General features: G+C 73.8%; 24 protein-coding genes and 1 riboswitch. Of the genes, 14 read left to right on the top strand and 10 right to left on the bottom strand.

The annotated features are described in order from the left end of the window. Positions 1-29: 29 nt before the first annotated feature. Entirely contained in the window at positions 30-767 is a 738-nt protein-coding gene (locus tag AB0P35_RS02095; protein WP_363505174.1) for a pyridoxamine 5'-phosphate oxidase family protein, read from the bottom strand. Between the two features lie 381 nt (positions 768-1,148). Here AB0P35_RS02095 and AB0P35_RS02090 point away from each other — a divergent pair, with 381 nt between their 5' ends. Together AB0P35_RS02090 and AB0P35_RS02085 are read left to right on the top strand one after the other, a co-directional pair. Then, entirely contained in the window at positions 1,149-2,045 is an 897-nt protein-coding gene (locus tag AB0P35_RS02090; RefSeq protein WP_363505171.1) for a universal stress protein, read from the top strand. 165 nt (positions 2,046-2,210) lie between these two features. Next, positions 2,211-2,546 (top strand): YnfA family protein, encoded by a 336-nt coding sequence (locus AB0P35_RS02085; RefSeq protein ID WP_363505168.1) that lies wholly within the window; start codon positions 2,211-2,213, stop codon positions 2,544-2,546. Between the two features lie 47 nt (positions 2,547-2,593). Here AB0P35_RS02085 and AB0P35_RS02080 read toward each other — a convergent pair whose 3' ends face one another. The 4 genes from AB0P35_RS02080 to AB0P35_RS02065 form a co-directional block, all read right to left on the bottom strand. Continuing rightward, positions 2,594-3,061, bottom strand: a complete 468-nt coding sequence (locus AB0P35_RS02080; protein WP_179419283.1) for a DUF3093 family protein — start codon at positions 3,059-3,061, stop codon at positions 2,594-2,596. A gap of 76 nt (positions 3,062-3,137) precedes the next feature. Beyond that, positions 3,138-3,650, bottom strand: a complete 513-nt coding sequence (locus AB0P35_RS02075) for a flavodoxin domain-containing protein (RefSeq protein WP_095871725.1) — start codon at positions 3,648-3,650, stop codon at positions 3,138-3,140. A 251-nt stretch (positions 3,651-3,901) separates the two neighbouring features. Then, positions 3,902-4,552 (bottom strand): beta-glucanase, encoded by a 651-nt coding sequence (locus AB0P35_RS02070; protein WP_363505164.1) that lies wholly within the window; start codon positions 4,550-4,552, stop codon positions 3,902-3,904. Positions 4,553-4,632: 80 nt separating this feature from the next. Next, positions 4,633-5,241 (bottom strand): MarR family winged helix-turn-helix transcriptional regulator, encoded by a 609-nt coding sequence (locus AB0P35_RS02065; RefSeq protein WP_363505161.1) that lies wholly within the window; start codon positions 5,239-5,241, stop codon positions 4,633-4,635. Positions 5,242-5,405: 164 nt separating this feature from the next. On the opposite strand from AB0P35_RS02065, the gene AB0P35_RS02060 reads away from it, so the two are divergent. Both AB0P35_RS02060 and AB0P35_RS02055 read left to right on the top strand, forming a co-directional pair. Further along, positions 5,406-7,511, top strand: coding sequence for an MMPL family transporter (locus AB0P35_RS02060; protein ID WP_363505158.1), 2,106 nt, complete (start codon positions 5,406-5,408; stop codon positions 7,509-7,511). 230 nt (positions 7,512-7,741) lie between these two features. Continuing rightward, positions 7,742-9,253: a glutamate synthase subunit beta gene (locus AB0P35_RS02055; RefSeq protein ID WP_363505155.1), complete on the top strand. Its 1,512-nt coding sequence runs from the start codon at positions 7,742-7,744 to the stop codon at positions 9,251-9,253. 47 nt (positions 9,254-9,300) lie between these two features. Here the strand turns inward: AB0P35_RS02055 and AB0P35_RS02050 are convergent, their stop codons facing one another. After that, entirely contained in the window at positions 9,301-10,206 is a 906-nt protein-coding gene (locus tag AB0P35_RS02050) for a LysR family transcriptional regulator (protein WP_363505152.1), read from the bottom strand. Between the two features lie 97 nt (positions 10,207-10,303). Between AB0P35_RS02050 and AB0P35_RS02045 the strand changes: the two genes are divergently transcribed. From AB0P35_RS02045 to AB0P35_RS02025, 5 genes are all read left to right on the top strand, one after another. After that, the gene (locus tag AB0P35_RS02045; protein WP_363505149.1) at positions 10,304-11,746 is read left to right on the top strand and encodes an MFS transporter; all 1,443 of its coding nucleotides are present in this window, start codon (positions 10,304-10,306) and stop codon (positions 11,744-11,746) included. Positions 11,747-11,827: 81 nt separating this feature from the next. Next, a complete protein-coding gene (locus AB0P35_RS02040; protein WP_363505146.1) occupies positions 11,828-12,529 on the top strand; it encodes a hypothetical protein in 702 nt (233 codons plus the stop codon). Between the two features lie 491 nt (positions 12,530-13,020). After that, a riboswitch (cyclic di-AMP (ydaO/yuaA leader) is annotated at positions 13,021-13,173 on the top strand. Continuing rightward, positions 13,174-14,244: a transglycosylase family protein gene (locus tag AB0P35_RS02035; RefSeq protein WP_363505143.1), complete on the top strand. Its 1,071-nt coding sequence runs from the start codon at positions 13,174-13,176 to the stop codon at positions 14,242-14,244. A 532-nt stretch (positions 14,245-14,776) separates the two neighbouring features. Continuing rightward, the gene (locus tag AB0P35_RS02030; protein WP_363505141.1) at positions 14,777-15,994 is read left to right on the top strand and encodes a glycoside hydrolase family 6 protein; all 1,218 of its coding nucleotides are present in this window, start codon (positions 14,777-14,779) and stop codon (positions 15,992-15,994) included. Positions 15,995-16,414: 420 nt separating this feature from the next. Beyond that, on the top strand, positions 16,415-17,770 hold the full coding sequence (locus AB0P35_RS02025; protein WP_363505139.1) for an endo-1,4-beta-xylanase: 1,356 nt from the start codon (positions 16,415-16,417) through the stop codon (positions 17,768-17,770). Between the two features lie 74 nt (positions 17,771-17,844). Here the strand turns inward: AB0P35_RS02025 and AB0P35_RS02020 are convergent, their stop codons facing one another. The 3 genes from AB0P35_RS02020 to AB0P35_RS02010 all read right to left on the bottom strand — a co-directional run bounded on the left by AB0P35_RS02020 (position 17,845) and on the right by AB0P35_RS02010 (position 19,406). Further along, positions 17,845-18,285: a GNAT family N-acetyltransferase gene (locus AB0P35_RS02020; RefSeq protein ID WP_363505137.1), complete on the bottom strand. Its 441-nt coding sequence runs from the start codon at positions 18,283-18,285 to the stop codon at positions 17,845-17,847. A gap of 108 nt (positions 18,286-18,393) precedes the next feature. Further along, on the bottom strand, positions 18,394-18,942 hold the full coding sequence (locus AB0P35_RS02015; protein WP_363505134.1) for an NIPSNAP family protein: 549 nt from the start codon (positions 18,940-18,942) through the stop codon (positions 18,394-18,396). Further along, positions 18,939-19,406 carry a hypothetical protein gene (locus AB0P35_RS02010; RefSeq protein ID WP_363505131.1) on the bottom strand — a complete coding sequence of 156 codons (468 nt, stop codon included), beginning with the start codon at positions 19,404-19,406 and terminating at the stop codon, positions 18,939-18,941. The genes AB0P35_RS02015 and AB0P35_RS02010 overlap by 4 nt, the downstream gene beginning before the upstream one ends. 56 nt (positions 19,407-19,462) lie before the next feature. On the opposite strand from AB0P35_RS02010, the gene AB0P35_RS02005 reads away from it, so the two are divergent. The 5 genes from AB0P35_RS02005 (at position 19,463) to AB0P35_RS01985 (ending at position 23,011) form a co-directional block, all read left to right on the top strand. Further along, the gene (locus AB0P35_RS02005) at positions 19,463-20,398 is read left to right on the top strand and encodes a YafY family protein (protein WP_363505128.1); all 936 of its coding nucleotides are present in this window, start codon (positions 19,463-19,465) and stop codon (positions 20,396-20,398) included. A gap of 133 nt (positions 20,399-20,531) precedes the next feature. Next, positions 20,532-21,563: a hypothetical protein gene (locus tag AB0P35_RS02000; RefSeq protein WP_363505125.1), complete on the top strand. Its 1,032-nt coding sequence runs from the start codon at positions 20,532-20,534 to the stop codon at positions 21,561-21,563. Positions 21,564-21,890: 327 nt separating this feature from the next. Further along, positions 21,891-22,058: a hypothetical protein gene (locus tag AB0P35_RS01995; RefSeq protein ID WP_363505122.1), complete on the top strand. Its 168-nt coding sequence runs from the start codon at positions 21,891-21,893 to the stop codon at positions 22,056-22,058. Between the two features lie 94 nt (positions 22,059-22,152). Continuing rightward, positions 22,153-22,533 (top strand): hypothetical protein, encoded by a 381-nt coding sequence (locus tag AB0P35_RS01990; RefSeq protein ID WP_363505119.1) that lies wholly within the window; start codon positions 22,153-22,155, stop codon positions 22,531-22,533. A 58-nt stretch (positions 22,534-22,591) separates the two neighbouring features. Further along, positions 22,592-23,011, top strand: coding sequence for a VOC family protein (locus AB0P35_RS01985; RefSeq protein WP_363505116.1), 420 nt, complete (start codon positions 22,592-22,594; stop codon positions 23,009-23,011). A gap of 176 nt (positions 23,012-23,187) precedes the next feature. Here AB0P35_RS01985 and AB0P35_RS01980 read toward each other — a convergent pair whose 3' ends face one another. Beyond that, positions 23,188-25,014: a cellulase family glycosylhydrolase gene (locus AB0P35_RS01980; RefSeq protein WP_363505113.1), complete on the bottom strand. Its 1,827-nt coding sequence runs from the start codon at positions 25,012-25,014 to the stop codon at positions 23,188-23,190. Positions 25,015-25,484: the final 470 nt, after the last annotated feature.

Genomic DNA, 25,484 nt, shown 5'->3' with positions numbered 1-25,484 from the left:
GGGTCCGGGAGGTCGTGGCGGCCGCCCGGTCAGAGCGAGCCGATACGGCGGCCGCTGACCTGGTCGGGCCGGATCCGGATCCAGAGCGGGTTGTCGCCGCCCGCCCACGGTTCGGAGCCCGGGTGGGCGTCGAGGCGCTTGACCTCGTCCCGCGCGGTCACGTGCTCGGCGGTGCCGACCAGCAGGACGCTCCAGCCGCGGCTGAGCTGTTCGTCGATCCGGTCGATCTGGAAGGAGAGGTTGCTGCCGGCGGGCGGCGCCGCGGCGCTGTGCGGGGCGGTGCGGTACGCGACCGTCCTGGCGACGACGATGTAGTTGACCGGGAAGACGGCCGGTCCGGGGCCGGCGGGGAGGGCGACGCGTCCGACGCCGTGGTCGCCGATCCGGTCCCAGCACTCGCGCACGGTGAGCTGGACCAGGACGGGGTGATCGGGCGCCCCGCCCTGACCGGGGGCCGGGTCGGTGCGGCCTTCCACGAGGTCGCGGTGGCTGAGGCCCAGGGCGGTGGCGAGGCGGAGGAACCCGGCCGGATCGAAGGCCGGCCCGGCTTCGGCGAGGTGCTGCAGGTAGCGGGCCGCCATGCCGGCCCGGGAGGCGAGTTCGGCCTCCGTCAGGCCGAGGGCTTCGCGCCGCTCGTCGATGCGCCGGGCGATGGCAGCGGGATCGGGCGCGACCGGGTCGGAAGTGCCCCGGCCGGGCGTACCCGGGCCGGGCGGCCGGTCACCGATCGGGGCGTGACCGGGCGCGGAATGGGCGTTGTCGTTCACGGCTGTCCTCCCGGCATGCGCGGCGGGCGCTCCCGGCCCGCGCGTTCAGCGGCGGGTCCGCGCAGCTGTCTCGTCCCCCAGTAGAGCCCGTGCCCGGCGGAACCGCCAGGTCTGCCGACCGGGGCCCCCGTACCCCTCCACCGCGTACCCGCGTGGGGTATGCCGGCAGGTCGCCCGCCGTTTCCCGGACGGCCGTCCGGGGAAGGGTCGGACGGCCCTGGCACGCAAGGGCGTAGAACTGGTGCGATGGAGCACGGACGGCGCGGGTATGCCCCTGCTGTCCACTCTGTGCGCCGCCTCTGCGCCGCCCGGCGCGTCGGCGGCACCGCGGGCCGGACCGCACAGCAGGAACAGCAGCGCTGCACGCCTCGGGAGGCTCCCGTGAACGAACCCATCGTGGTCGGCTACGACGGCTCGGCCGAGAGCATGGCCGCGCTGCACTGGGCGACCGCCGAGGCGAGGCTGCGCGGGGTGCCGCTGGAACTCCTCCAGGCCTGGCCGTGGCCCAAGCACCACGTGCTGGGCGGGGAGGACGCCGACCGGTGGGTGCGGCAGCAGCTGGCGGACCAGGAGGCCGCGGTGCGGGCATCGGCCGGTGACGTCGACGTGCAGGCCCGGCTGGTGCCGGACGCGCCCGCCGCGGTGCTGACGGCCGCCGCGGAGAAGGCCTCCGTGCTGGTGCTGGGTTCGCGCGGCCTGAGCACACTGCGCGGCTTCCTGGTCGGCTCGGTCAGTCAGGAGGTGCTGGCCCGCGCCGCCTGCCCGGTCGTGCTGGTCCGCTCCGGTGGCGCACCGCCCGGTCCCGGCGCGGGCTCGGGCGCGGCGCAGGGGACGGCCGAGGCGCCGGGGGCGGCCGTGGCGCTCGCGCTGGACCTGCGGCACGAGTGCCCCGAGGTGGTGGACTTCGCCTTCGGGACCGCCGCCCGGCGCGCGGTGCCGCTGCGGGTGCTGCACGCGGCGGGACCGCCTGCGGGCAGCGAGTACATGGCCTTCGGTGCGATCGCGGCGATCTCGGCCGACCTGACGACGGCCGAGCAGCAGGCCCTCGCCGACACCCTGGCACCCTGGCGGATCAGGTACCCGGAGGTCCGGGTGGAGTCGGCGGTGCTTCCCGGCAGTGCCGCCCACGCGGTGGTGGAGGCCGTCGGCGAGGACGTCGGGCTGCTGGTGGTCGGTCGGCACGACCGGCGGGTGACGTTCGGCGGGCACGTCGGACCGGTGGCCCATGCGGCGATCCACCACGTCACCTGCCCGGTCGCGGTCGTGCCGTACCGCTGACCGGAGCCGAGAGTACTGCTGGTGAGTAAGCGCGTTCCACGCCGACGGTCGAGCCGCACGCCCCGGTCGGCGGGCCGGCCGCCGTGACGGCGCCGGTGGCGGTCGGTGTCCGCCTGAAGGACCGCGGCACGGCTCGCCGACCCGGTCGGCGCATAGGGTCTGCGCATGACCGTCCTGCGCTCCGTCCTGCTGTTCCTGCTCGCCGCCCTGCTGGAGATCGGCGGCGCCTGGCTGGTGTGGCAGGGCACCCGGGAGCACCGGGGCCTGGCGTGGATCGGGGCCGGCGTGCTGGCCCTCGGCGCGTACGGCTTTGTGGCGACACTGCAGGACGACGCGAACTTCGGCCGCATCCTCGCCGCGTACGGCGGTGTGTTCGTCGCGGGTTCGCTCGCCTGGGGGATGGTCGTGGACGGCTACCGGCCCGACCGGTACGACGTGATCGGCGCGCTGGTCTGCCTGGTCGGCGTGGCCGTCATCATGTATGCACCCCGCGGGCGCTGACGGCACGTCCTACGGTCAGGACGGCCGGTGTGCGGCAGGGCCGCCCGTCAGACCGCGGCCGGGACGCCGTAGCGGGCGCGGGCGTCGGCGAGGGCTCCGGCCAGGGCGGCCGGGCGGCGGGTGGAGAGGTAGACGAACGGGCAGAGCAGGGACGGCTCGGTGATCTCGATCCGGACGGCCTGCGGAAGGAATCCGCGCATCAGCAGGCGCGCCTGCGGCCCGGCCCGCCGGGTGCGCCAGGCCAGCGCCTCGGCCTCGTCGAGGACCTCCACCCGGCCGAAGTGTTCGGCCCGCAGCACGATCGGCCCGGCCACGAGCACGCCGTCGCAGACCCGGATGCGCACCGCGCCGTACCCGCGCAGCGCCCAGGCGACCACCGCCGGCAGCAGCGCGCCGCCGGTCGCGGCGGGCAGTGGTCCGAGCGGGAGCAGCGCGGCCGCCGTCCCGGCGGAGGCTGCCAGCGTGGCCAGCCACCAGCGCAGCGGGACGGAGAGCCGTTCGTCGTAGATCACCACACCGCTGATGCTGCCATGTCCTTACGCCCGTGCGGCGGTCGGCGCGTGGGCCGGCTGCCGCGTGCGCGGTCGGCCGCTACGACCTGTGGCGGAGTTCGCCGGCGACCTGGTGGGTCCAGGCCCGGATCTGCTCGGCATTGCGGTAGTCGCCGCTGGTGCCGCGGCGGACCATGAGGCGGGCGAGCAGGCCGGGGGTGTCGGGGGCCATCCGGCCGCCGAAGGTGACGTGGCCGCGGGCATGGAGGCGTTCCATCTCGCGTGCGGCGCCGGGGACGGGGAGGAGGTCCTCGCGTTCGGCGGTGCTGTCGATCGGGCCGCTGCTGAACAGCCAGACGGGGCGTTCGTTGAGGGCGTCGGCGTTGCGGTGGGCGCAGCGCACGGCGTCGCGGTGCCAGTGTCCGGCGTAGAGCGAGCCGCCGAGGATGACGGCGTCGTACGGGGAGACGTCGCGGACCTCGCCGGCCGGGAGGACGGCGGCGTCGAAGCCGTCCTGTCTGAGGGTGATGCCGATCTCGGCGGCGATCCCGGCGGTGGCGCCGTGCTTGCTGCCGTAGGCCACCAGGACTTTCCGGGTCTTCGTCGGGGTCATCGCGTCCTCCCGTCGGCGGTCGGCCGGGTGCGGGGCCGTGGTGCCCGGGGGCGGGGCCGACACTTCCAGGGTGGGCCACCGGCGGCGTGCCGGCCAGGGGCGGCCGTTCGGGTGACGGCCTGTGCGCGCCCGAGGTGCGTCGAAGGAGCGGCGGGCGGCCCGGGCACCCGGCGGCGCGGGCCGGTCGGGTGCTGGGGCGGGTCGGTGCGGGGCCGCGGAGGGCCGGGGCTGTGGTGGCCGGGCGGCGGCGGTCAGCGTTCGACGACGAGGCTGTGGCAGGTCCAGCTGAGCCGGGCGGGGCCGTTGACGGGCGGGCGCGGGTGGTAGGTGCCGTCGGAGACGGAGAGGTTGACGATCAGGTAGGCGTGCCAGGCGGATCCGACGCCGCGGAGGTCGGAGTAGACGGCGACACCGTTGGCGTACCAGTCGACGGAGGTGCTGCCGAAAACGGTGCGGAGCTCGACGGTGGCGCCGGGGGCTATGCCGGCGGGGCCGCCGTGCCAGTAGCGGTAGCCGCCGCGGACGTGGTTGGAGACCTCCAGCAGGTCCGGGTTGTCCGGGTGGTACTCGAAGACGTCGATCTCGTTGCCGCCGTCCCGCCAGGTCCAGATGGCGGGCCAGGCGCCGAGCGCGGTGGGGAGGGTGACCCGGGCGAGCATGACGTCGCCGGGCAGCAGCTGGAAGCCGTCCGGGCTGCCTTCGGTGGTGAGCAGGTTGCAGTCCCACAGGTCGCTGCCGAGCCGCCGGGTGGCGGCGAAGACGCCTCCCGGGCAGTAGGCGGTGGTGAGGTGGTCGAGCTTGTGGTCGCTCCTGTTGGTGGGCCCCATCCGGGGATAGGCGCTGGTGCGCCCCGCCACCCACTGCCGTGCCGACGTGAAGTCCGCGCTGAAGACCGTTGCCATCGCCGCCTCCCGGTTGCAGGTCCGCCGCGTGTTGGACGGACGCCGTCAATCACTGGGAGTGCATTACCCGTTACGGTTCGTCATATGCGAATCGGAGGTTCCGAATCCGGACCGGCCTGCGCACCCCCGCCGGCCTGCGCAGCCACCCGCACCGCGCCGCCCCTCGCCGCATCGGCCCCGGCGGCCCCGGCGTCGTCGCGGCGGGTGCGACGCAGTTCCTCCAGGCCGGTGGTCATCCGGCCGAGGAAGCGGGCGACGGTCCGCAGTTCGTCCGGGCTGAACTCGGCGGCCACGGAGTCGGTGCAGGCGGCGACGGGGGCGAACCAGGCGGCGGCCATCCTGCTCGCGCCGGGGTTGTAGTGGACCTGGACCTGGCGGCGGTCGGCGGCGTCGCGGCTGCGGTGGATGTGTCCGGCGCGCTCCAGCCGGTCGAGGACGGCGGTCACCGCTCCGGAGGTGAGGGCGAGCTCCTCGCGCAGCCGGCTCGGGGTGACGGGGCCGGGGGTGATGCCGGTGGAGCCGCGCATGATCGCGAGCAGCGCCTGGACGTCGGTGGCGTGCAGGCCCTGGGCGGCGGCGAAGTCGTGGCCGAGCAGGTTCATCTCGGAGGCGAGCCCTTGCAGGAGGTTGCCGAAGGCCTTGCTGTCGGGCGGCCGGGGCGCTTCGGCGGTCGGCTCCTGGTCGGACAAGGGTCACCTCTCGACGGGTCGCGCACACGGGCGGACCGGGCGGGTCTCGCACGGGTCGCCCCCAGCCTAGGGCGTGACAGCCCCGCTCCGATTATCTCAATGGTCAAGTCTTTCAATGATTGAGATATCATCGCGCCGACCGTCGACCGATCCGGAGGACCCCCGTGCCACCTCGCCGTATCCGGTTCCTGCTGCCCCTGGCCCTCGTCCTCGTCTGGCTCGCGCTGGGCGGGGCCTTCGGCTCCTTCGCGGGCCGCCTGTCCGAGGTGTCCACCAACGACCGGGCCGCGTTCCTGCCGAAGAGCGCCGAGTCCACCAGGGTCGCCGCGCTGGAGAAGGGCTTCCAGGCCGAGGGCAGCCTCCCGGTGATCGTGGTCTGGGAGGCCCGCGAGGGCTCGGTCACCGCCGAGCAGCGCACCGCCGCCGACCGCGCGCTGCGGGCGGCCGCAACGGTGCCGGGCGCGACCGGCCAGGCCTCCCCCGCCCAGCCGTCCGCGGACGGGCGCGCGCTGGAGGGCGTGGTGGCGCTCCGCTCCGACCTCGGCCGGGCGACCGTGGACAGCGTGGACGCCGTCCGCGCCCGGGTCGCGCAGGTGCCCGGCACCACCGTCGCACTGGCCGGCCCGGCGGCGATCGCGGCGGACCTCGGCGGCGCCTTCGCCGGCGTCGACGGCCTGCTGCTGAGCGTCGCGCTCGGAGTGGTCCTGGTGATCCTGCTCGCCGTCTACCGCAGCGTGCTGCTGCCGCTGCTGGTGATCGTCGGCGCGGTCTTCGCGCTCGGAGTCGCCTGCGCCCTGGTGGCCGTGCTGGCGCAGCACGGCGTGGTCCGGGTGGACGGGCAGATCCAGGGCCTGCTGTCGATCCTGGTGATCGGCGCGGCGACCGACTACGCCCTGCTGCTGACCGCCCGCTTCCGCGAGGAGCTCCCGCTGCACCCGGACCGGTTCGCCGCGATGCGGACGGCCTGGCGGCGCTCCGCCGAGCCGATCGTCGCGTCCGGGCTGACGGTCGCCCTGGGCCTGCTGGTGCTGCTGCTCTCCGACCTGACGAACAACCGGGCGCTCGGCCCGGTCGGGGCGATCGGCATCTGCTGCGCGGTGGTCTCGGCGCTGACCTTCCTGCCCGCCGCGCTGGTGCTGTGCGGCCGCGCCGCCTACTGGCCGGCCCGGCCGCCGGCGGACGGCTCCGCCCCGGTGCACGGCATCTGGCGGCGGGTGGCCTCGCTGGTGGGGCGCCGGCCCCGGACGACCTGGGTGGCGGCCCTGGCCGCGCTGGTGGCCTGCGCCGCCTTCGCGCCCGCGCTGGACGCCCGAGGTGTCGCGCAGACCGACCTGTTCGTCAAGGAGCAGCCGAGCGTCGTCGCCCAGCGGGTGCTGTCGGCGCACTTCCCCGGCGGCTCCGGCAACCCCGCGGTGATCGTCGCGAAGGAGGACCGGGCGGCGGCGGTCACGACGGCCGCCCGCGCCGTCCCCGGGGTGAGCGCGGTCGCGGCCTTCACCGGCGGCGCGCCGGGCGGCCCGGCGAAGGTGGTCGACGGCCTCGTCCGGCTGGACGCCACCCTGGCCGACCCGGCGGACGGCGACGCCGCCGTGGCGGCGGTGCTCCGGCTGCGCACCGCCGTCCACGCGGTGGCGGGCGCGGACGCCCTGGTCGGCGGCTACACCGCGCAGCAGGAGGACACCCGGGCGACCGCCTCGCGGGACCGCGGCGTGATCGTCCCGGTGGTGCTGCTGTGCATTCTGCTGATCCTGATCGTGCTGCTGCGCTCGCTGGTGGCGCCGCTGATCCTTGCGGCGAGCGTGGCGCTGTCGTACCTGGCGGTGCTCGGCGTCTGTGCGGTGGTCTTCCCGCACGTGTTCGGCTTCCCGGCCACCGACCCGTCCGTCCCGCTGTACGGCTACGTCTTCCTGGTGGCCCTGGGCGTGGACTACAACATCTTCCTGATGACCCGGGCCCGCGAGGAGTCGCTGCGGCACGGCACCCGGGAGGGCGTGCTGCGGGCGCTCACCGCGACCGGCGGGGTGATCACCTCGGCGGGTGTGGTGCTGGCCGCGACCTTCGCCGCCCTCGCGGTGATCCCGCTGGCGTTCCTGGTGCAGATCGCCTTCATCGTCGCCTTCGGCGTGCTGCTGGACACCCTGCTGGTCCGCTCGCTGCTCGTCCCCGCGCTCGTCCACGACCTCGGTGCGCGGGCCTGGTGGCCGGCCCGGGTCGACCCCGCGGACAGCCCGGCGGAGCCGGTCGGCGAGCAGGTCCCGGCGGCCCGCTGAGCCGGGACGCCGTCCCGCTGTCCAAGCCGGGGGGGGGGGGGGGGCCGGGCGCCCCCCCCCCCCCCCCCCCCCCCCCGGCCGCGCCCGCCGTCCCCGCACCCTCCGGCTCCGCGCCCCCGGCCCCGCGCCGCCCCCTGCACCCGCCTCCGCAGTTCCTGCCCGACCCCCACCCTGACGCCCAGCGCCACGCCCTGACGCCCAGCGCCGAACCGCACCGCTGGAGGCCGACGATGGCCGACCCCAAGGCGTTCCTCACCACGCCGCGGCTGCTCCGCACCCGCCGTGCCGTCGCGGCCCGGGTGCACGACTGGGAGGAGGTGTACGAGCACCGGGCGCTGCTCCCGATCATCAGCGACCAGGCGGCGCGCTGCATGGACTGCGGCCTTCCCTTCTGCCACCAGGCCTGTCCGCTGGGCAATCTCGTCCCGGAGTGGAACCGGCTGGTCTCCGCGGACGACTGGCGCGACGCCGTCGAGCGGCTGGCCGCCACCAACAACTTCCCGGAGTTCACCGGCCGGCTCTGCCCGGCGCCCTGCGAGAGCGCCTGCGTGCTGGGCATCATCGCCGACCCGGTGACCATCAAGAACGTCGAACTGGCCATCGCCGACCATGCCTGGGAGCACGGGCTGGAGCCGCCCCGACCGCCCGGGCGCCGCACCGGCCGCACCGTCTCGGTGGTCGGCTCCGGCCCGGCCGGGCTGGCCGCCGCCCAGCAGCTCACCCGGGCCGGCCACACCGTCACCGTGTACGAGCGCACCGACCGGATCGGCGGCCTGCTGCGCTACGGCATCCCGGACTTCCGGCTGGAGAAGCACCGCCTGGACCGCCGGATCGAGCAGCTCCGGGCGGAGGGGACGCGGTTCCGCACCGGCGTGGCCGTCGGCCGGGACCTGCCCGCCGACCGGCTGCGGGCCGACAGCGACGCCGTCGTGATCGCGGTCGGCGCCACCGCCTGGCGCGAACTCCCGGTCCCCGGAAGGGAGTCGACCGGCATCCACCAGGCGATGGAGTACCTGCCACTGGCCAACCGGGTGGTGGCCGGCGACCTGCCGCAGTCCCCGGTCAGCGCGCACGGCCGGCATGTGGTGGTGATCGGCGGCGGCGACACCGCGGCCGACTGCGTCGGCACCGCGATCCGCCAGGAGGCGCTGGACGTCCGGCAGTTGGACATCAACCCGCGGCCGCCGGAGGACCGCCCGCAAACGCAGCCGTGGCCGGTCCACCCCAAGGTGCACCGGGCGACCACCTCGCACGAGGAGGCCGGCGAACTACGGCCGCCCGCACTGCCGGACCCTGACATCCGGGCCTACGCCTCGACCACCGTGTGCTTCGACGCGGACGGCGGCGGGCACGTCACCGCCGTCCGGATCGCCGACGCGGCGCCCGGCAGCCGCACGCCGGTGGCCGGCACCGAGCACGCGATCCCGGCCGACCTGGTGCTGCTCGCCCTGGGCTTCTCCGGCCCGGAGCACGGCACCGGTCTGGCGGAGCAGTTGGGCCTCGGCCTGGACGGCCGCGGCAACCTGGCGCGGGACGGGCGGTTCGCCGCCGGGCCGGAGGGTGTCTTCGTCGCGGGCGACGCGGGCCGCGGGCAGTCCCTGGTCGTCTGGGCGATCGCCGAGGGCCGGGCGGCGGCCGCGTCCGTGCACCGCTACCTCACCGGCCGGGACGAACTGCCCTCCCCGATCACCCCGGCCGACCACGCCATCACCGCCGAGGACCTGCCGCCGCTGCCCGCCTGAACCCGCACCGCCCGTCCGGCCGGTGACGCGGATGCCACCCGCGCCGCTCAGTCCCGCGTCAGCAACTCCCGTACGCAGGAGCGCAGCCAGGCGTGCGCCGGGTCGGCGTCGTGCCGCGGGTGCCAGGCCAGGCCGAACGGCAGCGCGGGCAGGTCCAGCGGGATCTCGACCGCCACCAGGCCGAGCGCCTCGGCCAGGTGGCGGCTGCGGGCGGTGGTCAGGCCGACCAGGTCGGTGGTCCGCAGCACGAAGAGCGCCGCCGGATAGGTCGCCACCGTGCCCACCACCGTGCGGGAGAGCCCGAGTTCGGCGAGCGCGGTGTCGATCGGCCCGTGCGGCCGGCCGCGCCGGGAGACTCCGAGATGCCGCCCGGCGGCGAACCGCTCCGGGGTCGACGGCCCGTCCAGCAGCGGGTGTCCGGGCCGGACGACGGCCAGCATGCGGTCCTCGTAGAGCTGTTCCACCCGCACCTCGGGCGCGGTGGTGTCGATCACGCCGACCTCCAGGTCCGCGGTGCCCTCACGCAGCGCCGGCGCGTCCACATGGCTCTCGCCGAGGAAGCGCAGCCGTACCCCGGGCGCCTCCGCCGCGGTGCGGGCGAACAGCGCCGCCCCGTGCGCGGCGGCGAAGGCGTCGTGCGCGAGGACGGTGAACGTCCGGTCCAGGGTGCGCAGATCGACCTGTCCGGCGGCGCTGAACAGCCCACGGGCGCGCTCCACCACTGCCCGCACCTCCGGGTGGATCGCGAGGGCGTGCGGGGTGGGGACCATCGACCGGCCCGCCCGGACGAGCACGGGATCACCGAGCGCCCGGCGGATCCTGCCCAGGGTGCGGCTCGTCGCCGGCTCGGACAGGTGCAGCCGGGCCGCCGCCCCCGACACACTGCGCTCCTCCAGCAGGACGTCCAGCGCGACCAGCAGGTTGAGGTCCATTCCCGATTGCATTCCGTGCATTCCTTCCGTGCGAAACATGCACTGGAAGCAATCCAAGCACCGGCCTACGGTGGACGGGAACCCACACACCCTCGCTCCGGAAGGAGCCCACCTGCCCATGCCCGAAAACACCCCGCCGGCCCTGCGCCGGTCCACCCTGCTCGCGATGTGCGCCTGCGTGCTCGTCGCCCAGAGCATGGTCGCGGCGATCAACCTGATGATCCCTCAGCTCGCCGCCTCCGCCCTGCACCCCTCCTCGGACGGACTGCTGTGGACGGTCGACGCGTACGTCATCGTCTTCGCCGGGCTGCTCATCCCGGCCGGCGCCTGCGGCGACCGCTGGGGCCGGCGGCGGGCGCTGCTCGCCGGCCTCGCCCTGTTCGCCGCCGGCGCCTGCCTGAGCGCGGCCGGTGGCTCCCTCGGCTCGGTCGCCGCACTGATCGCCGGGCGCGCGGTCTCCGGCGCAGGCGCCGCGCTGATCATGCCCGCCACCATGGCGGTCCTCGTCCACCTGGCCGGCCCGGAGCGGCGCGTGCAGGCCCTCGCCTCCTGGACACTGGCGGTCGGCCTCGGCGGCCTGGCGGGGAACGTCGGCGGCGGACTGACCGCCCAGTTCCTGCCCTGGCCGGCGCTGTTCTGGGCGATGCTCCCGCTCTCCGGGCTGCTCGCCGCGGCCGTGCTGCGCACCGTCCCCGATCTGCCGCGCCACGACTCCACGCCCGACCCGGCCGGCTCGGCCCTGCTCATCGGCGGTACCGCCGCGGTGCTCTACGGCATCATCGAGGGCCCCTCGCACGGCTGGGCCTCGGCTCCCGTCCTGGCCGGATTCGCGGTCGGCGCGGCGCTGCTGACCGCCTTCACCGGGTACGGCCTGGCGGCCCGGCGGCCGCTGATCGATCCGCGGGTGTTCCGCTCCCGGCGGCTGCGGGCCGCCGTTCTGGGCACGGCAGCATCGTTTTTCGGCCTTTTCGCGCTGTTCTTCGTCAACTCGCAGTTCCTGCAGTACGCCAAGGGGTACTCGGCGGCCCGCACCGGCTTCGCCATCGTGCCGCTGACCGTCGGCATGGCCCTGGTGCCGCGGTTCGCCGGGCGGCTGCAGGCCAGGCACGGGGTGCGGCCGGTGGCGGGCGCCGGACTGGCGCTGATCGGGGCCGGTCTGCTCGGTGTCTCCAGCGCCGGGCCCGGCACCCCGTACCCCGTCTACGCGCTGTGGCTGCTGCTGCTCTCGGCCGGTATGGGCCTGTCCGCGCCCGGCCTCACCCACGCGGTGGTCTCCGAACTCCCGCCCGGGCAGGCCGGTCTGGGCGCCGGGCTGAACACCGCGGCGCGGGAGCTCGGCGCGGCCCTCGGGGTCGCCGTGGTCGGCACCGTGCTCGCCTCCCGTACGGGCGGCGGCACCGCCCACGGCCCGGCCGAGTTCACCGCCGGCATGGCCGTCGGCCTGCGGGTGGTCGCCGTCCCCGTGCTGCTCGCCGCCCTCGCCGTCTTCCTCGGCCTGCGCGGCCGACCGGCGGCCGAGCAGGCGGTGCCCGCCCCGGAGCCGGCCGCGAAGGCGGTGTGACGGCCCACCGGGATCCGAGCGAAGCGGCCCGCCCGGGCCCCGCCGGCCGGGGGCGCCGGCGGCTTTGCCACCATGCGGTGCATGACCGTCATCGTCTCCGTGGCGGGCGCCGGCTGCGGCTGCACGCCGCGCCGCGCCTGGTCCGCCTCGCCCGTGCCGGAGTGGGCGGGCGCGGCCGGCACCACCCTCGTCCACTGGCCCGATCCCGACCCCACCGACTCGCCGTACGACGGCCGGGGCATCGTCCCGACCGACCGGCTGCCGGTGGCCGGCGAGCGGCGGATGATCGGCCTGGACGGGCCGCTGCTCGTGGACGGGCCGTTCTGGTGCCTGTTCACCCCGGCCGCGACGGCGGCGAACGGCACGCCCGACCATCCGGAGGAACTGCCGGCGCACGCCCTGGTCCGCTGCACCCCGCTGGCGGTGGCGGACGAACGCCCGGGCGCGGCCTGGGTGCGGGTCTCGGTCGACGAGGTGGTCCGGATCACGGAGGCGCCGGAGCGCTGGGCGCCCTCCTCGGCGGGGTCGATCGCCGGCCTGCTCCCGCCGGACGGCTCCCGGGTGGACCGGATCAGCGTCCGGTGCGGCCCGCTGCGGTACGTGGAGTGGTCCGCCCAGGGCGATCTGGGGCGCCGCGCGGTGCTGCGGGAGGAGGACGGCCGGTCGGTGCTGCTGCTGTACGCGGAGTGCTCCTTCGACGAGGACGACGTGGCGATCGGTCACCGGCCGCTGACCGCGGAGGAGGCCGCGGCGGTGCTGGCCTGCTGGCCCGCCGAGGGGTGAGCGGACAGTCGGCGCCCTCGGCCCGTTCCGACACGAACGAGGGCCGGGGTCGGACCCCGTGGCGGACCCGAACCTTCCACTCCGCCCCGGCGGGGCGATCCGTTCGTGCCGTGATCGTCCGGGCGGGGCACGGCGGCGGACCGCGGCGGGGCGGCAGTCGGCATTTCACCCCACCGACACCGGTCGGCGTCCGCGCATTTTCCCCGGAGGAATTCCCAGGGAATTCCCGGGAATTCGTCCGAGGCTCGCCGTCGCGGACACGTCAGGCCGGTACGGCATCCCCTCCGACCTGCGGCGGCGCCCCGGCGGGCGGTGGCGCACACCGGGGCGGGCGGCCGAAATACGCGCATGTGGCACCGAAGCACTCGTGATGATTGTGTGATGTTCGGGATGCTGGCTTGTTATCGCGGTGACGATCCCTCTAATGTCCACCTCAGCCCGACAGCACGGGCACCCAAGACGCGGCACGCCGAACCCTGCCCACCGCGTCCACCGGGTCACCGACCAGACCTTGGGCAGGGACGGGGGACCCACGTTTCGACGCCGGCCCCACACGGCTAGGGGTGAAGCCGCCTCAGCGCGGCCGGGCCACCTCCCGGTCCGAACCCGACAGCTCACCTCGCAGGCGTGCGGAGAGGGAACTGATGGGTTTCATCGGCTCGGGCCGTCACCGCCGCCCCACCCAGACCGAGCGTGCCGTCGCGGTCGCCGGCGTGGCAGGCGCAGGATTGGCGATCCCCCTGCTCACCGCCACGGGCGCCCACGCCGCCCCGGTCACCACCTGGGACGCCGTCGCCCAGTGCGCCACCGCCGGCAACTGGGGGAAGGCCGCCGGCAACGGCGAGTACGGCGGGCTCCAACTCGACCTCCGCACCTGGGTCGCGTACGGCGGCGACAAGTTCGCCTCCACGCCCGACCGGGCCAGCAAGGAGGAGCAGATCAGCGTCGCCGAGCGGGTCCTCTCGGACCGCGGCGCCAAGGCCTGGGGGCACTGCGCCACCACCGCGGGCCTCACCGGCGAGGGCAAGCCGGAGACGGTCGAGCCGACCGTCCCCACGACCCCGGCTCCGACCACCACCACGCCCGCCGAGCGCGGTGCCTCGGCGCCGGTCTTCACCGGCATGCAGGGCCGGGACGCGAACGGCGTGTACTGGTATCAGGTCGACGGGCAGTGGTACTGGACGACGAGCCAGGAGATCTACGACTACTACACCGGCCCGGCAGCCACCGCCCCCGGTCAGTCGAACTCCACCACGCCGACGCCGGGCCAGGTCCCGACCACGCCCCCCGCGCCGGGCACCGGCACCACCGCGCCGACCGTCCCGGGCGGCACCACGACCACGGCGCCGGGCACCACGGCCCCCGGCACCCCCGCCCCGGACACCACGACGGCACCGACGATCGACCCGATCACCGGCCTGCCGGTCACCCCGGCCCCGTCCACCGGCGCGCCGACGGCGACCGACCCGACCACCGCCCCGACCGGCCCGGCCGCCCCCGCCTCGACGAGCACCGCGACCGAGGCCGCCACGGCCACCCCGGCGCCGCAGCAGACCGAGCCCGCCACCTACACCGTGGCGCCCGGCGACACGCTCTCCGACATCTCCAACAAGAACAAGCTCGGCGGCTGGAAGTCCGTCTACGACGGCAACTCGGGCACCATCGGCCAGGACCCGGACCTCATCAAGCCCGGCCAGGTCCTGAAGATCAAGTAATCGCGGCACCGCACGCGCACAGGCGCCGGCGGCCCCGGGCGACGAGCCCGGGACCGCCGGCGCCGCGCTGTGCCGGGGCGTCAGATCCGGCCGGTGCCGGCACCCGCGGTGTCCACGGCCGCCACGGTGTCCGCGCCGGTCGGGTCGTAGCCGTAGGACGCGACGGTGAAGCCGCCGGTCCTGGTGATGCGGCGGTGGTCGCGCCGAGGTCGTTGCGGAACAGGTCGGCGCAGCCGTCCGTCTCGATGTTCACATCACTGAACACCGGTTGCATCCATGGCCAGACCGCAGCCGCGAACCTGACACCACGTCAATGCTACGGACGCGAGCGGACGGTGACGATAGAGCGGCCCTTGCGCCCGGCCCACGCTTCGTCGCGGTCGGCCCATAGTTCAGCAGGGTGAACGGCCTGCGCGAAGCCTTGACGCCGCGGACGGCTCCGACTAGAACTTCCCTCGCGCTTGGGAGCGCTCCCACGAGCGGCTCGCACCCTCACCCTGCGCAGCCCGCACGCCAGCCCTAGGAGCCGCACGTGTCCCGCCCACGCCGTCGAATCGCGGCCGCGAGCGCAGCCCTCGCCGCCGTCGCAGCGGTCTGCTGCCTGCCCGCGACCGCGACCGCCGCCACCGGCCACGACCGAAGCACCGGCCGCGTCCCCGGTCCCGGCGCCGGCTTCTACGTCGACCTCGACAGCAAGGCCCTGCACCAGGCCGCCGACGACCTGCGGGCCGGCGACTGGGGCAACGCGCTCGCCATGGCGAAGATGGGCTCGTACCCGGTGGCGCAGTGGTTCAACGGCACCGCCACCCCGCAGGAGAGCACCGCCGCGATGGCGAAGCTCCAGTCCAGGGCCGCCCTGCAGCACCAGACCCCGGTGGTCGTGGCGTACAACGTGCCGGGCCGGGACTGCTCGCAGTACTCCGCCGGCGGCGCCTCCAACTCCGCCGAGTACGCCGCCTGGATCGACGGCCTCGCCCGGGGCATCGGCGACCGCGGCACCGTCGTCGTCCTGGAGCCGGACGGCCTCGCCCTCAGCCCCGCCTTCTGCGGCGGCACCGCACAGCAGCAGGCCGACCGGCTGGCCGAGATCAACGGCGCCGTCGACCGGCTCGCCCGGCAGCCGCACGCAGCCGTCTACCTGGACGCCGGGCACAGCGGCTGGCAGTCCACCGGCACCATGGCGAAGCTGCTGGTGGACGGCGGCGTGGAGCGCACCCAGGGCTTCTTCCTCAACGTCTCCAACTACCAGCGCGACGCCGATCTGGTGCGCTACGGCACCCAGGTCGCCAAGTGCACCTGGTACCTGACCCACACCCCGGGCGCGGTGGCCGACGACTGCGCCAACCAGTACTGGCCGCAGGCCGACGCGGACGCCTGGTACACCGCGCGCGTGCCCGCGGACGCGAAGCTGCCGCACTTCGTCGTCGACAGCAGCCGCAACGGCCAGGGGCCCTGGACACCCACCGCGAGCTACCCGGACGCCCAGACCTGGTGCAACCCGCCCGGCCGCGGCCTGGGAACCCGGCCGACCGCGAACACCGGGACGCCACTGCTGGACGCCTTCCTCTGGCTCAAGGTGCCGGGCGAGTCCGACGGCAGCTGCACCCGCGGCACCACCGGCGGCACCGACCCCGAGTACGGCGCCGCCGACCCGGCCGCGGGCGTCTGGTGGCCGGCCCAGGCCCACACCCTGGCCGCCAACGCCTCCCCCGCCCTGAGCTTCAACCTGCCCGCCGGCGCCGACCGCTGACCATCCCCCGTCGGCGGCCCGGAACCACCCTCCGGGCCGCCCGCCGGGCGCCGCATGCCCACACACCCCCTGCGGCGCCCGGCCCTTTCGCATGCCCTCACGCGCGCATGCCCGCCTGCCGCCGAAACTTTTCGGTCGATCATTCTTCCCCTCGCTCACGCCTGGCCGCATCGGACGCTGGCGCGCACCGGTCGAGCCTCCGCTGATCTGCCGCGAGAGGCTCGCGAACCCCTATGGAAACTTTCGCCGTTGATATCGAAACTCAGTATTGACCAACCGTCGACAACGGCGACATACTCATCGGCGATCGACCTCCCGCCGCTGGCCGCGTGGCGGATGCACAGCACCGCAACAGGTCCCACCCAGCCTGTCCGGACGGTCTCCCCACGGCCGTCCGGCCGACGGAAGAAGAGGTTGTCGATGATCCACCGCTCCCCCGGTTCCCCGGGGATGCTCCGGCGTGCACTGCTCACCGGTACCGCCGGCCTGCTCGCCGCCGCCGGTCTGGCCGGCGCGGCCGGCACCGCCGACGCGGCGAGCACCCTCGGCGCGTCCGCCGCCGCCAAGGGCCGCTACTTCGGCACCGCCGTGGCCGCCGGCCACCTCGGCGAATCGGCCTACGCCGGCACCCTGGACACCGAGTTCACCGCGGTCACCCCCGAGAACGAGATGAAGTGGGACGCCGTCGAGGCCACCCGCAACTCGTTCACCTTCTCCGCCGCCGACCAGATCGTCACCCACGCCCGGGGCAAGGGCATGAAGGTCCGCGGCCACACCCTGGTCTGGTACTCCCAGCTGCCCGGCTGGGTCGGCGGGCTCTCCGCCACCGACCTGCGCACCGCGATGAACAACCACATCACCCAGGTCATGACCCACTACAAGGGCGGGATCTACGCCTGGGACGTCGTCAACGAGGCCTTCCAGGACGGCGGCAGCGGCGCCCGGCGCAGCTCGCCCTTCCAGGACAAGCTCGGCGACGGCTACATCGAGGAGGCGTTCCGCACCGCCCGCTCCGTCGACCCCAACGCCAAGCTCTGCTACAACGACTACAACACCGACGGGCAGAACGCGAAGAGCAACGCGGTCTACGCGATGGTGAAGGACTTCAAGCAGCGCGGCGTGCCGATCGACTGCGTGGGCTTCCAGTCTCACTTCAACAGCGCCTCGCCGGTGCCCTCCGACTACCGGGCCAACCTGCAGCGCTTCGCCGACCTCGGCGTCGACGTCCAGATCACCGAACTCGACATCGAGGGCTCCGGGTCGGCGCAGGCCACCAGCTACACCAACGTGGTCAACGCCTGCCTGGCGGTCTCCCGCTGCACCGGCCTCACGGTGTGGGGCATCACCGACAAGTACTCCTGGCGCAGCAGCGGCACCCCGCTGCTGTTCGACGGCAACTACGGAAAGAAGCCCGCCTACACGGCGGTCCTGACCGCCCTCGGCGGCTCGGGCGGCGGTGGCGGTGGCACGGCCTCGTGCGCGGCCACCTACAGCCTCACCCAGAGCTGGAACGGCGGCTTCAACGGCCAGGTGACGGTGCGGGCGGGCAGTACCGCGATCACCACCTGGACCGTCACGGTGACCGTCACCCCGCCGCAGAAGGTGTCCGCCACCTGGAACGGCAGCCCGAGCTGGGACGGCACGGGCAACGTCATGACGATGAAGCCGAACGGCAACGGCAGCCTGGCGGCCGGCGCCTCCACCAGCTTCGGCTTCACCGTGCAGACCAACGGCAACACCGCGGCCCCCGTGGTCGGCGGCTGCACGGCGGGCTGATCCCCACCCCCCGGCGGACGGCACGACAGCGGACGGCACGGCGGCGCACAGCCCGCCGTGCCGTCCCGCGCGCGTCAGCTCAGGCGCAGGGTGAGGAAGGGCACGGTGTCGCCCGGCAGCAGGTACTCCTCGACCTGGACGAAACCCCGGGCCAGCGCGAAGGCGAGCCCCTCGGTGTTGGAGGCCAGGACGATCGTCTCGATCCGCTCGGCGCCGAACTCACGTGCCCGGGCCAGCCCTTGGCGGTAGATGAGGCCACCGATGCCCCGTCCCCGGTGCTCGGGCAGCACCCGGGCGATCACCGTCGCCGCCGGCTCCTCCTCGGTGGGCGGACGGACGGTCGAGCAGCCCACGGCTTCGCCGCCCAGGCGGGCGACCTCCAGGTGGTACCGCTCCGCGTTCCGCCGCACCTCGTCGAGCGCGAGCGGTGCGGTCGGGATGATCGTGTTGTGGACCTGCCGCCACTCCTCGAGCGCGGCCTCGCCGTCCACCGGCCGAAAGTGCAGATCACTCACGTCATTCACGTCATTCACGGCAGTAGCCAAGCCGCGGCCCCGACGCACGGTCAACTCCGTTTCCGGGCCCTACCGGAGAGCCGGATCCGCGAGAGCAGGACCGGCCACTCACGTCGTCACGGGTTCCAGCCGCAGTCGCCGGGCCGGCCAGGGTGGTGGCTCCGCCGGGCCGAACCAGACCCGGACGACCTCCCCGGTGCGGACGGGCAGGAGGGGGTAGTCGTTCTCGGCGTCCTCGGTGCGGTGCAGCGCGTGGCCCGGGCCCAGGTGCCGGGCGGCGTACGTCTCGAAGGCAGCCTCGTCGGACGGGCGGCAGACGGTCGCCACCACCTCGCGGCTGCCCGGCACCGGCGTGAAGCCCGGACCCCGCAGCAGCAGGACGTCGTCACTGTCGACCATCGTGGCGTTGGCCGCGTCTCGGTGCTCCCGCCAGACCGGACCGGTGTAGAACGCCTCCAGCGAACGCCTGCGGTGCGCCATGTCGGGGAACGCGCGCAGCCAGACGAAGCGGTCCGGGTCGTCCAGGTCGCGAAAACGGCCGCCGACGGTGATGCCGACCGTCTGCTGGCCGCTCACGAACTCGCGCTCGAACAGCTCGATCAGCGCCTCCCGCGCTCCGGGGTGCAGGGTGTACTGCCGGAGTTCGACGATGCTCATGCACCGGCCGCCGCGGTGCGGGTGAGGTCCATGATCCAGTTGAGCTCCCAGGTACGGCCCTCGTCCGCGGAGAACTCCTGCTCCCAGCGGGCGGCGTCCGGGCCGAGACGGTGCCAGGTGAAGTGCACCCGGATCGGCAGGCCGTCGTAGGTGTCCTCGCCGTGGAAGTCGCCGCGGTCCCCGGTGAAGCCGCCGACCACGGGCGGATCCAGCCGGCCCACCCGGCTGTCGGACCAGTGGATCGACCAGCGCTCCGTCTCCCGGTCGAACAACCGCAGGGTCACGCCCTGCCGGCCGAGCGTGGGGAAGGTGATCTCGTCGATGTTGCCGGCGCCCCCGAACAGCGGCCGGACCACCGCATGCCCAGGGAACTCCACCCACGTGCGGGGGCCCGAGCCGAGCGGTGCGGTGAGACGGCGGTTGGCCACGTGCCAGGCGCCGTGCAGGAAGTCGAAGTCGTCCATGCGTCGCACGCTAGGGGCACTCCACTGACATCCACTGTCAGTGGATACTGGGCGGCATGCGCGCCAGCCGACTCGTCACCCTGCTCCTGCTGCTCCAGAACCGCGGGCGGATGACGGCCCAGCAGCTGGCCGACGAACTCGAGGTCTCCGTCCGCACCGTGTACCGGGACGTCGAGGCGCTCGGCGCCGCCGGCATCCCGCTGTACGGCGAGGCCGGCCACGCCGGCGGCTACCGGCTGGTCGAGGGCTACCGCACCCGCCTCACCGGACTGACCGCGGACGAGGCGCAGGCCGCCTTCCTCGCCGCACTCCCCGGCGCCGCCGCCGAACTCGGCCTCGGCGAGGCACTCGCCGCCGCCCAGCTCAAACTGCGGGCCGCCCTACCGGCGGAGCTGCGCGAACACGCCGGACGAATCCAGCAGAGCTTCCTGCTCGACGCCCCCGGCTGGTACGGCGACGCCGACCGAACGCCGCACCTGGCCACGGTCGCCGCCGCCGTGTGGACGCGGCGGGCCGTCGTACTCCACTACCGGCGTTGGCGGGCACCGGAGGAGATCGAGCGGCGAGTGGAACCGTACGGCCTCGTCCTCAAGGCCGGCCGCTGGTACCTGGTCGCCGGCGGGCCGTCCGGCATCCGCACCTACCGGGTCGACCAGATCCTCGAACTCCAGCCACTGGAAGACGACTTCACCATCCCGAACGGGTTCGACCTGGCCGCGCACTGGAACAGCTCGCTGGCCGACTTCCGAGCCCGCCTGCACACCGGAGAGGCCCTGGTACGCCTCACCCCGGAGGGCGCCCGCCGCCTCGGCGTGACACCCACGGGCGACGAATGGACACAGACCCGCGTACCCATCGAGTCGATCGACCACGCCCACGGCGAGTTCCTCCAACTCGGCACGGACATCGAGGTGCTGGCGCCGCCCGAACTCCGCGACCGCATCGCCGCGACGGTACGAACCCTGACCGCCCGCTACCAGGGACACCCCTGAACAACACGGCTGTCGGTAAGTTCCGCGAGTACGGACAGCGGTTGTGTCCACGAATCCGGCAGCAATGATGTGCAGGTGGCTGCCTCAAGGGGCGCCGAATCACGGTGGCTGCCAGCTGTCTAAGGTCGCATGCATGTCGAGGACCACGCCGCCGCGCCCGCTCGATGTCGAGGCGCTCTTCCCAGAGCTTTCGGCCCACCGAGGCACCACCACCCGGCTCCATCCACGCCCGGGGCGACCGGACATAGCGACGAGCTCGGTGGGCGGGCCGCTGTTGTGGCCGTCAAGCGAACCCTGGCCGGCATGCACCGAGCCTCACAACCACGCACGCGGCCACCGTCCGACCGACATCCACCGGCGACGGCAGATCCTGGCATCTGCATGGCGTCGTGAACCAAACCCCGGCCCCACCGACGAGGAACGACAGTTGCTCGATGAACTCGACCGGCGACACCGCGTCGAAGGGCCTGCCGCGACATATCCCCTGCCGCTGATCGGCCTTGCGCAGCTGTACCGGAGGGACATACCCGACCTGCCCGCAGGCCCGGACGACTGCGATCTGCTCCAGGTGTTCTGGTGCCCTTTCGACGCACATGGCCCGAGCCGCTCCGGGATGCTGCTCGACCTTCGCTGGCGCCGGTCGTGGGAGGTCACCGAGGTGCTGGCCGCACCGCCGCTGCCGGAGGTCGTCGGTCATCAGGGGTACGTGCCGGAGCCGTGCGTCTTGCATCCGGAGCAGGTGGCCACCTACCCGTTCGCCGGCCTCCTCCCGGAGGACCTGTGCGCTCGGATCGACGCCTGGGAAGAAGCGCTGGAGGAGGAGGCCGAGCAGTCGGAGGGCGAGGACGCCGAATCGGTGGTCGGCTACCAGTACGACCTGTCCATCCCGCCGGGCTGGCGCGTCGGCGGCTTCGCCTCCTGGCACGCCACAGATCCGGCTCCCATGGACTGTCACACCTGCGGGACACCTATGCACCTGCTGCTGACCGTCGACAGTTCGGAGTGGGACGGCGGCAGCGGCAGCTGGACGCCGCTGGAGGAGCAAGGCCTACCCCCTCACCCACACGCCAGTCCGACGCTGGTCACCGTGGGCCGCTGGGGCGAGCTCAACATCTTCGCCTGTCCCGACAATCCCGACCACCCGCACCGCTGGAGCATCCAGTAGACCTCTCATGATCGGCGAACGACATCCGCCGCACAAACAGTTCTGGTGGCTCCGGGACCCACCGATCCGCCGCTGACGGACTGATGCGAGCTGACGGTCAAGGAGTGCCGGGCGCATCCGTGGGCAGAGGACCAGAAGGGCCGCGCATCGTTCGGCCGCGGCTGACAGGCCGGGGCGCCGCATTCCAATGGCACGTTGTCTGCCACAAAGGCCGGTTCAGGGCCTGAATCTGATGGAGCGCCAGTTGAGCACCAATCGCCGGACTCCCGCAGCGGGCGGTGCCCGCCAGTCACGCGTCTGCTGCCGCTCCGTGAGCTCGATCCTCTGTTGACTACCACGTCACCCGGTGAGGCCGACACGGCCTACGTCAACGCCTCGGGCACGGCGGGTGAGCTGGTCCTCGCCTTCTACGGCCGCAGTCCGGTGGAGTCCCTGAAGCTCGACGGGGACCGCCGTGTCCTCGACCTCCTCGTGGCCTGGGAGCCGGGCGCCTAGGACGCCACGAAACGTCCCCTCGGCCCCGCCAGTGCCTGGCCGGGGCCGAGGGGATCACCACGTGTCCTCCCGAATCGCCTGGGATGATGCGGGGATGGACGTCGAGTTCTTCCTGGGCGGTCGCGCCTCCGAGTCGCTGACCTGTGAGTGCTTCTGTCCGGATGACGCCGTTCTCTTCTGGGAGAGCCGTCTCACCGGCCTCACGGTCGAAGAGCTCAGGACCCAAGGAGAACCGCGCGTCGCCGCGCCCATGGCGAACGACGGGTACCAGAAGTTTGCGCTCTCGGACCGCCTGTGCGTCGCCCTCGCCGCCGCCGGCCAGGATCGGCTGCACGGAATTGCCGCGGAATGGGCTGATCTGGAAGCCCAGGACGGAGATCCCGACTCCATCACGGCGGAGACGGCAGTCGAGATCCTGGAGGGGGTGGCCGCCCTCGCCCGGAAGCGTCGGCGCATCCACTGCCGATGGGGATAGGACACGACCGAAGCCGGAGATGCTGTTGAAGCCGACCGAACCGACTCCCGGTGGTGCCGTGACGCGCCCGGCGACCGGAGTGCTGCACCACGTCGAGATCTGGGTGTCCGACCTCGGCCGCGCCGTCGACTCCTTCGGCTGGCTGCTGGAGGCTCTCGGCCACTCGCTGTTCCAGAGCTGGAGCGACGGCCGCAGCTGGCGGCTCGGTGCGACCTACCTGGTCGTCGAGCAGTCCCCGGCGCTCACCGCTGACCGGCACGACCGGTGCCGGCCCGGGCTGAACCACCTGGCGTTCCATGTCGAGGGCCGGGACGCGGTGGACGCCTTGGTCGCCGAGGCACCGCGGCACGGCTGGACGCTGATGTTCCCCGACCGGCACCCGCATGCCGGCGGCGACCAGTCGTACGCGGCGTACCTGGAGAACACCGACGGCTTCGAGGTCGAGCTCGTCGCCGTCGACCCGGCCGAAGCGGACTGACGGCGACCAGCGGGCCGAAGCCGTGTACCAGGGACGGCATCTCGTCGTTGGGGCTCACCCGCCGGCGGGCCGGGGCGCCCGTGGGGTGACACCGCCGCCGGGGAGTGCGGGCTCCCCGGCGGCGGTGTCGTGCCGGGCGCGGGAGGGGGGGTCAGGTCACCGTCCCGCGCCGCGGGTCAGGAGGTGGCGGTGCAGGTGGGGACGGCGGTGGCGACCGCTCCGCTGTCGGTGCGGGTGGCCTGGACGCCGAAGGTGGTGGAGCCGGCCGGGGCGAGCACGCCGTTGTACGCGAGGTTGGCGGCGCTGACGGTCTGTCCGCTCTGCTGGACGTCCGCGCTCCAGCTGCCGGTGACCTTGAGGCCGGTGGGCCACTGCCAGACGACCTTCCAGCTCTTCGTGGGCGTGGTGCCGGTGTTGGTGACGGTGACGTTGGCGGTGAGGCCGGTACCCCAGTCGTTGAGCGTGAGTGCGGCGGTGCAGCCTGCGTTGCTCCCGGCCGGGGCCGTGGTGGCGGTGACGGCGGTGGAGGCGGCGGAGACGTTCCCGGCCGCGTCCCGGGCCCGCACGGTGTAGCTGTACGCGGTGGCGGCGGTCAGCCCGCTGTCGGTGTAGGAGGTGGCGGTGGCGGTGGCGACCTTGGCGCTGCCGCGGTAGACGTCGTACCCGGTCACGCCGGTGTTGTCGGTGGCGGCCGTCCAGGAGAGCGAGATGCTGCTCGCCGTGGTGCCTGTGACGGTGAGTCCGGCCGGTGTGCTGGGTACGGTGGTGTCGCCGCCCCCGCCGCCGGTGCCGCCGAAGCCGGGTGCCTTGATGTCGGCGAGGTAGCCGTCCTTGACGGTGTTGACGGTCGTCCAGTCGTCGTTGAGGATGCCGCCGGTGTCACCGGAGTTGGGGTTCCAGGACCAGAACGTCCAGCTGAGGCTGTCGGCGCCGTACTGGGCGGTCGGCCGCAGGTACTGCACAAGGGCCTTGAGCCACTGCTGGTCGGTCGTCGACTGCAGGGTGGTGCCGAACTCGCCGACCCAGACGGGGGCGATGTCCTGCTTGAACAGGTAGCCCCAGTTCTTGTCCCAGATCGCCGGCATGTTGGCGGGGAAGGACGGGTCGGAGAACCACGGCTGCTGCGCGACGCTGGTCGCGTAGTCGTGCGCGGAGTACACCACCCGGTTGGGGACGCTCAGTTGGACGGGGTACTGGCCGGCGCCCTGCAGGTTGCCGCCCCACCAGGTGGAGCTGCCGTTGAATGTCTGCACGCCCTCGACGAAGATCAGCAGCTTGGAGTTGGCGGAGAGCACCGCCTCGCCGCCGCGCTGGGCGGCGAGCCGCCAGTCGGTCGCGGTGTCGCCGCAGCCCCAGCAGGCCGGGTCGTGCGGCTCGTTGTGCAGGTCGATGCCGACCACGGCGGTGTTGCCGGCGTACCGGGCCGCGATGGACTTGAGGTTGGCGAGCCAGGTCGACTCGGGGACAGCCGAGGTGTACCAGAGTGCCGACTGGCCACCGGAGTCCGGGCGGTGGCGGTCGAGGATCACCTTGAGCCCGACCGAGCCGGCGTAGCCGACCAGCTTGTCCATCACCTGGAGCGAGTTCAGGCCCGCCAGGTCGGCGTTCATGCCGCCGGAGGTGTTGATGCTGGCGGGTTGGGTGCCCTTGAAGATGTCGTCGCTGTACGGCATCCGGATGGTGTTGTAGCCGAGCGACTTCATCTGGTCGATCATGCTCTTGTAGTCGCGGCTCCACAGGCCGTGCGCCACGTAGTTGCCGGTCTCGAAGCCGAACCAGTTGATGCCGGCGATCCGGACGGGCTGGTTCGCCTCGTCCAGGATCTGTCGGCCGTTGGTGTGCCAGTAGCCGGCACCGGCGGATGCGGCGGCGGGCGCGGTGGGTGCGGCGGCATGCGCGGCATGCAGGCCGGTCGGCGCGGCGACGACCGCGGTCGCGGCGGCCAGTGCCGCGGCACTGCGGCCGAGTCGGCGGGTCAGGCGCCGGCGCAGCTGAAGGCGCATGGGTCTCGTTCCTCTCTGGAGGCTGTCCGGGCGCCGCTGCCGGGGGAAGGCGGTCGCGGGCGCCCGGCGGGTGGGGGCGTTCCGTGGTACGAGAGTGCCGATGCCGGAGCGCTGCGGGAGCGCTCCCACACAGAGCGCGGCAGTCCGCCGGAATCGCCCTCATCAAAGCCAGCGACGCATCACCCGTCAATACGCCCCACAGTCTTCAACACTTGAAGGATTGGGGCATATAGAGCTGCTCCGGCCGACGAGGGCGCGCTGACCTGTACGACTAATGAAGTGTCAAGGGTCGGGCCTCTCTCTCAACTGGGAGCGCTCCCAGCAAGGTCCGACGTTCATGCGGCCCCGTCCCGTGCACCCGATCGGAGCGCGGCAGCCGCCACGCCGCGCCGGGAACCGCCGGGGCGGCGATGCCCTGCCTACCCTGGCCGGGCGGCCCCGCTCACGGATCTCCGTGTGGGCGGCGGCGG

This window comes from Kitasatospora sp. NPDC085879 (assembly GCF_040686255.1).
Taxonomy (GTDB): domain Bacteria; phylum Actinomycetota; class Actinomycetes; order Streptomycetales; family Streptomycetaceae; genus Kitasatospora.
The sequence above is the reverse complement of the archived record's forward strand: the minus strand, read 5'-3'. Positions and strand labels throughout refer to the sequence as shown.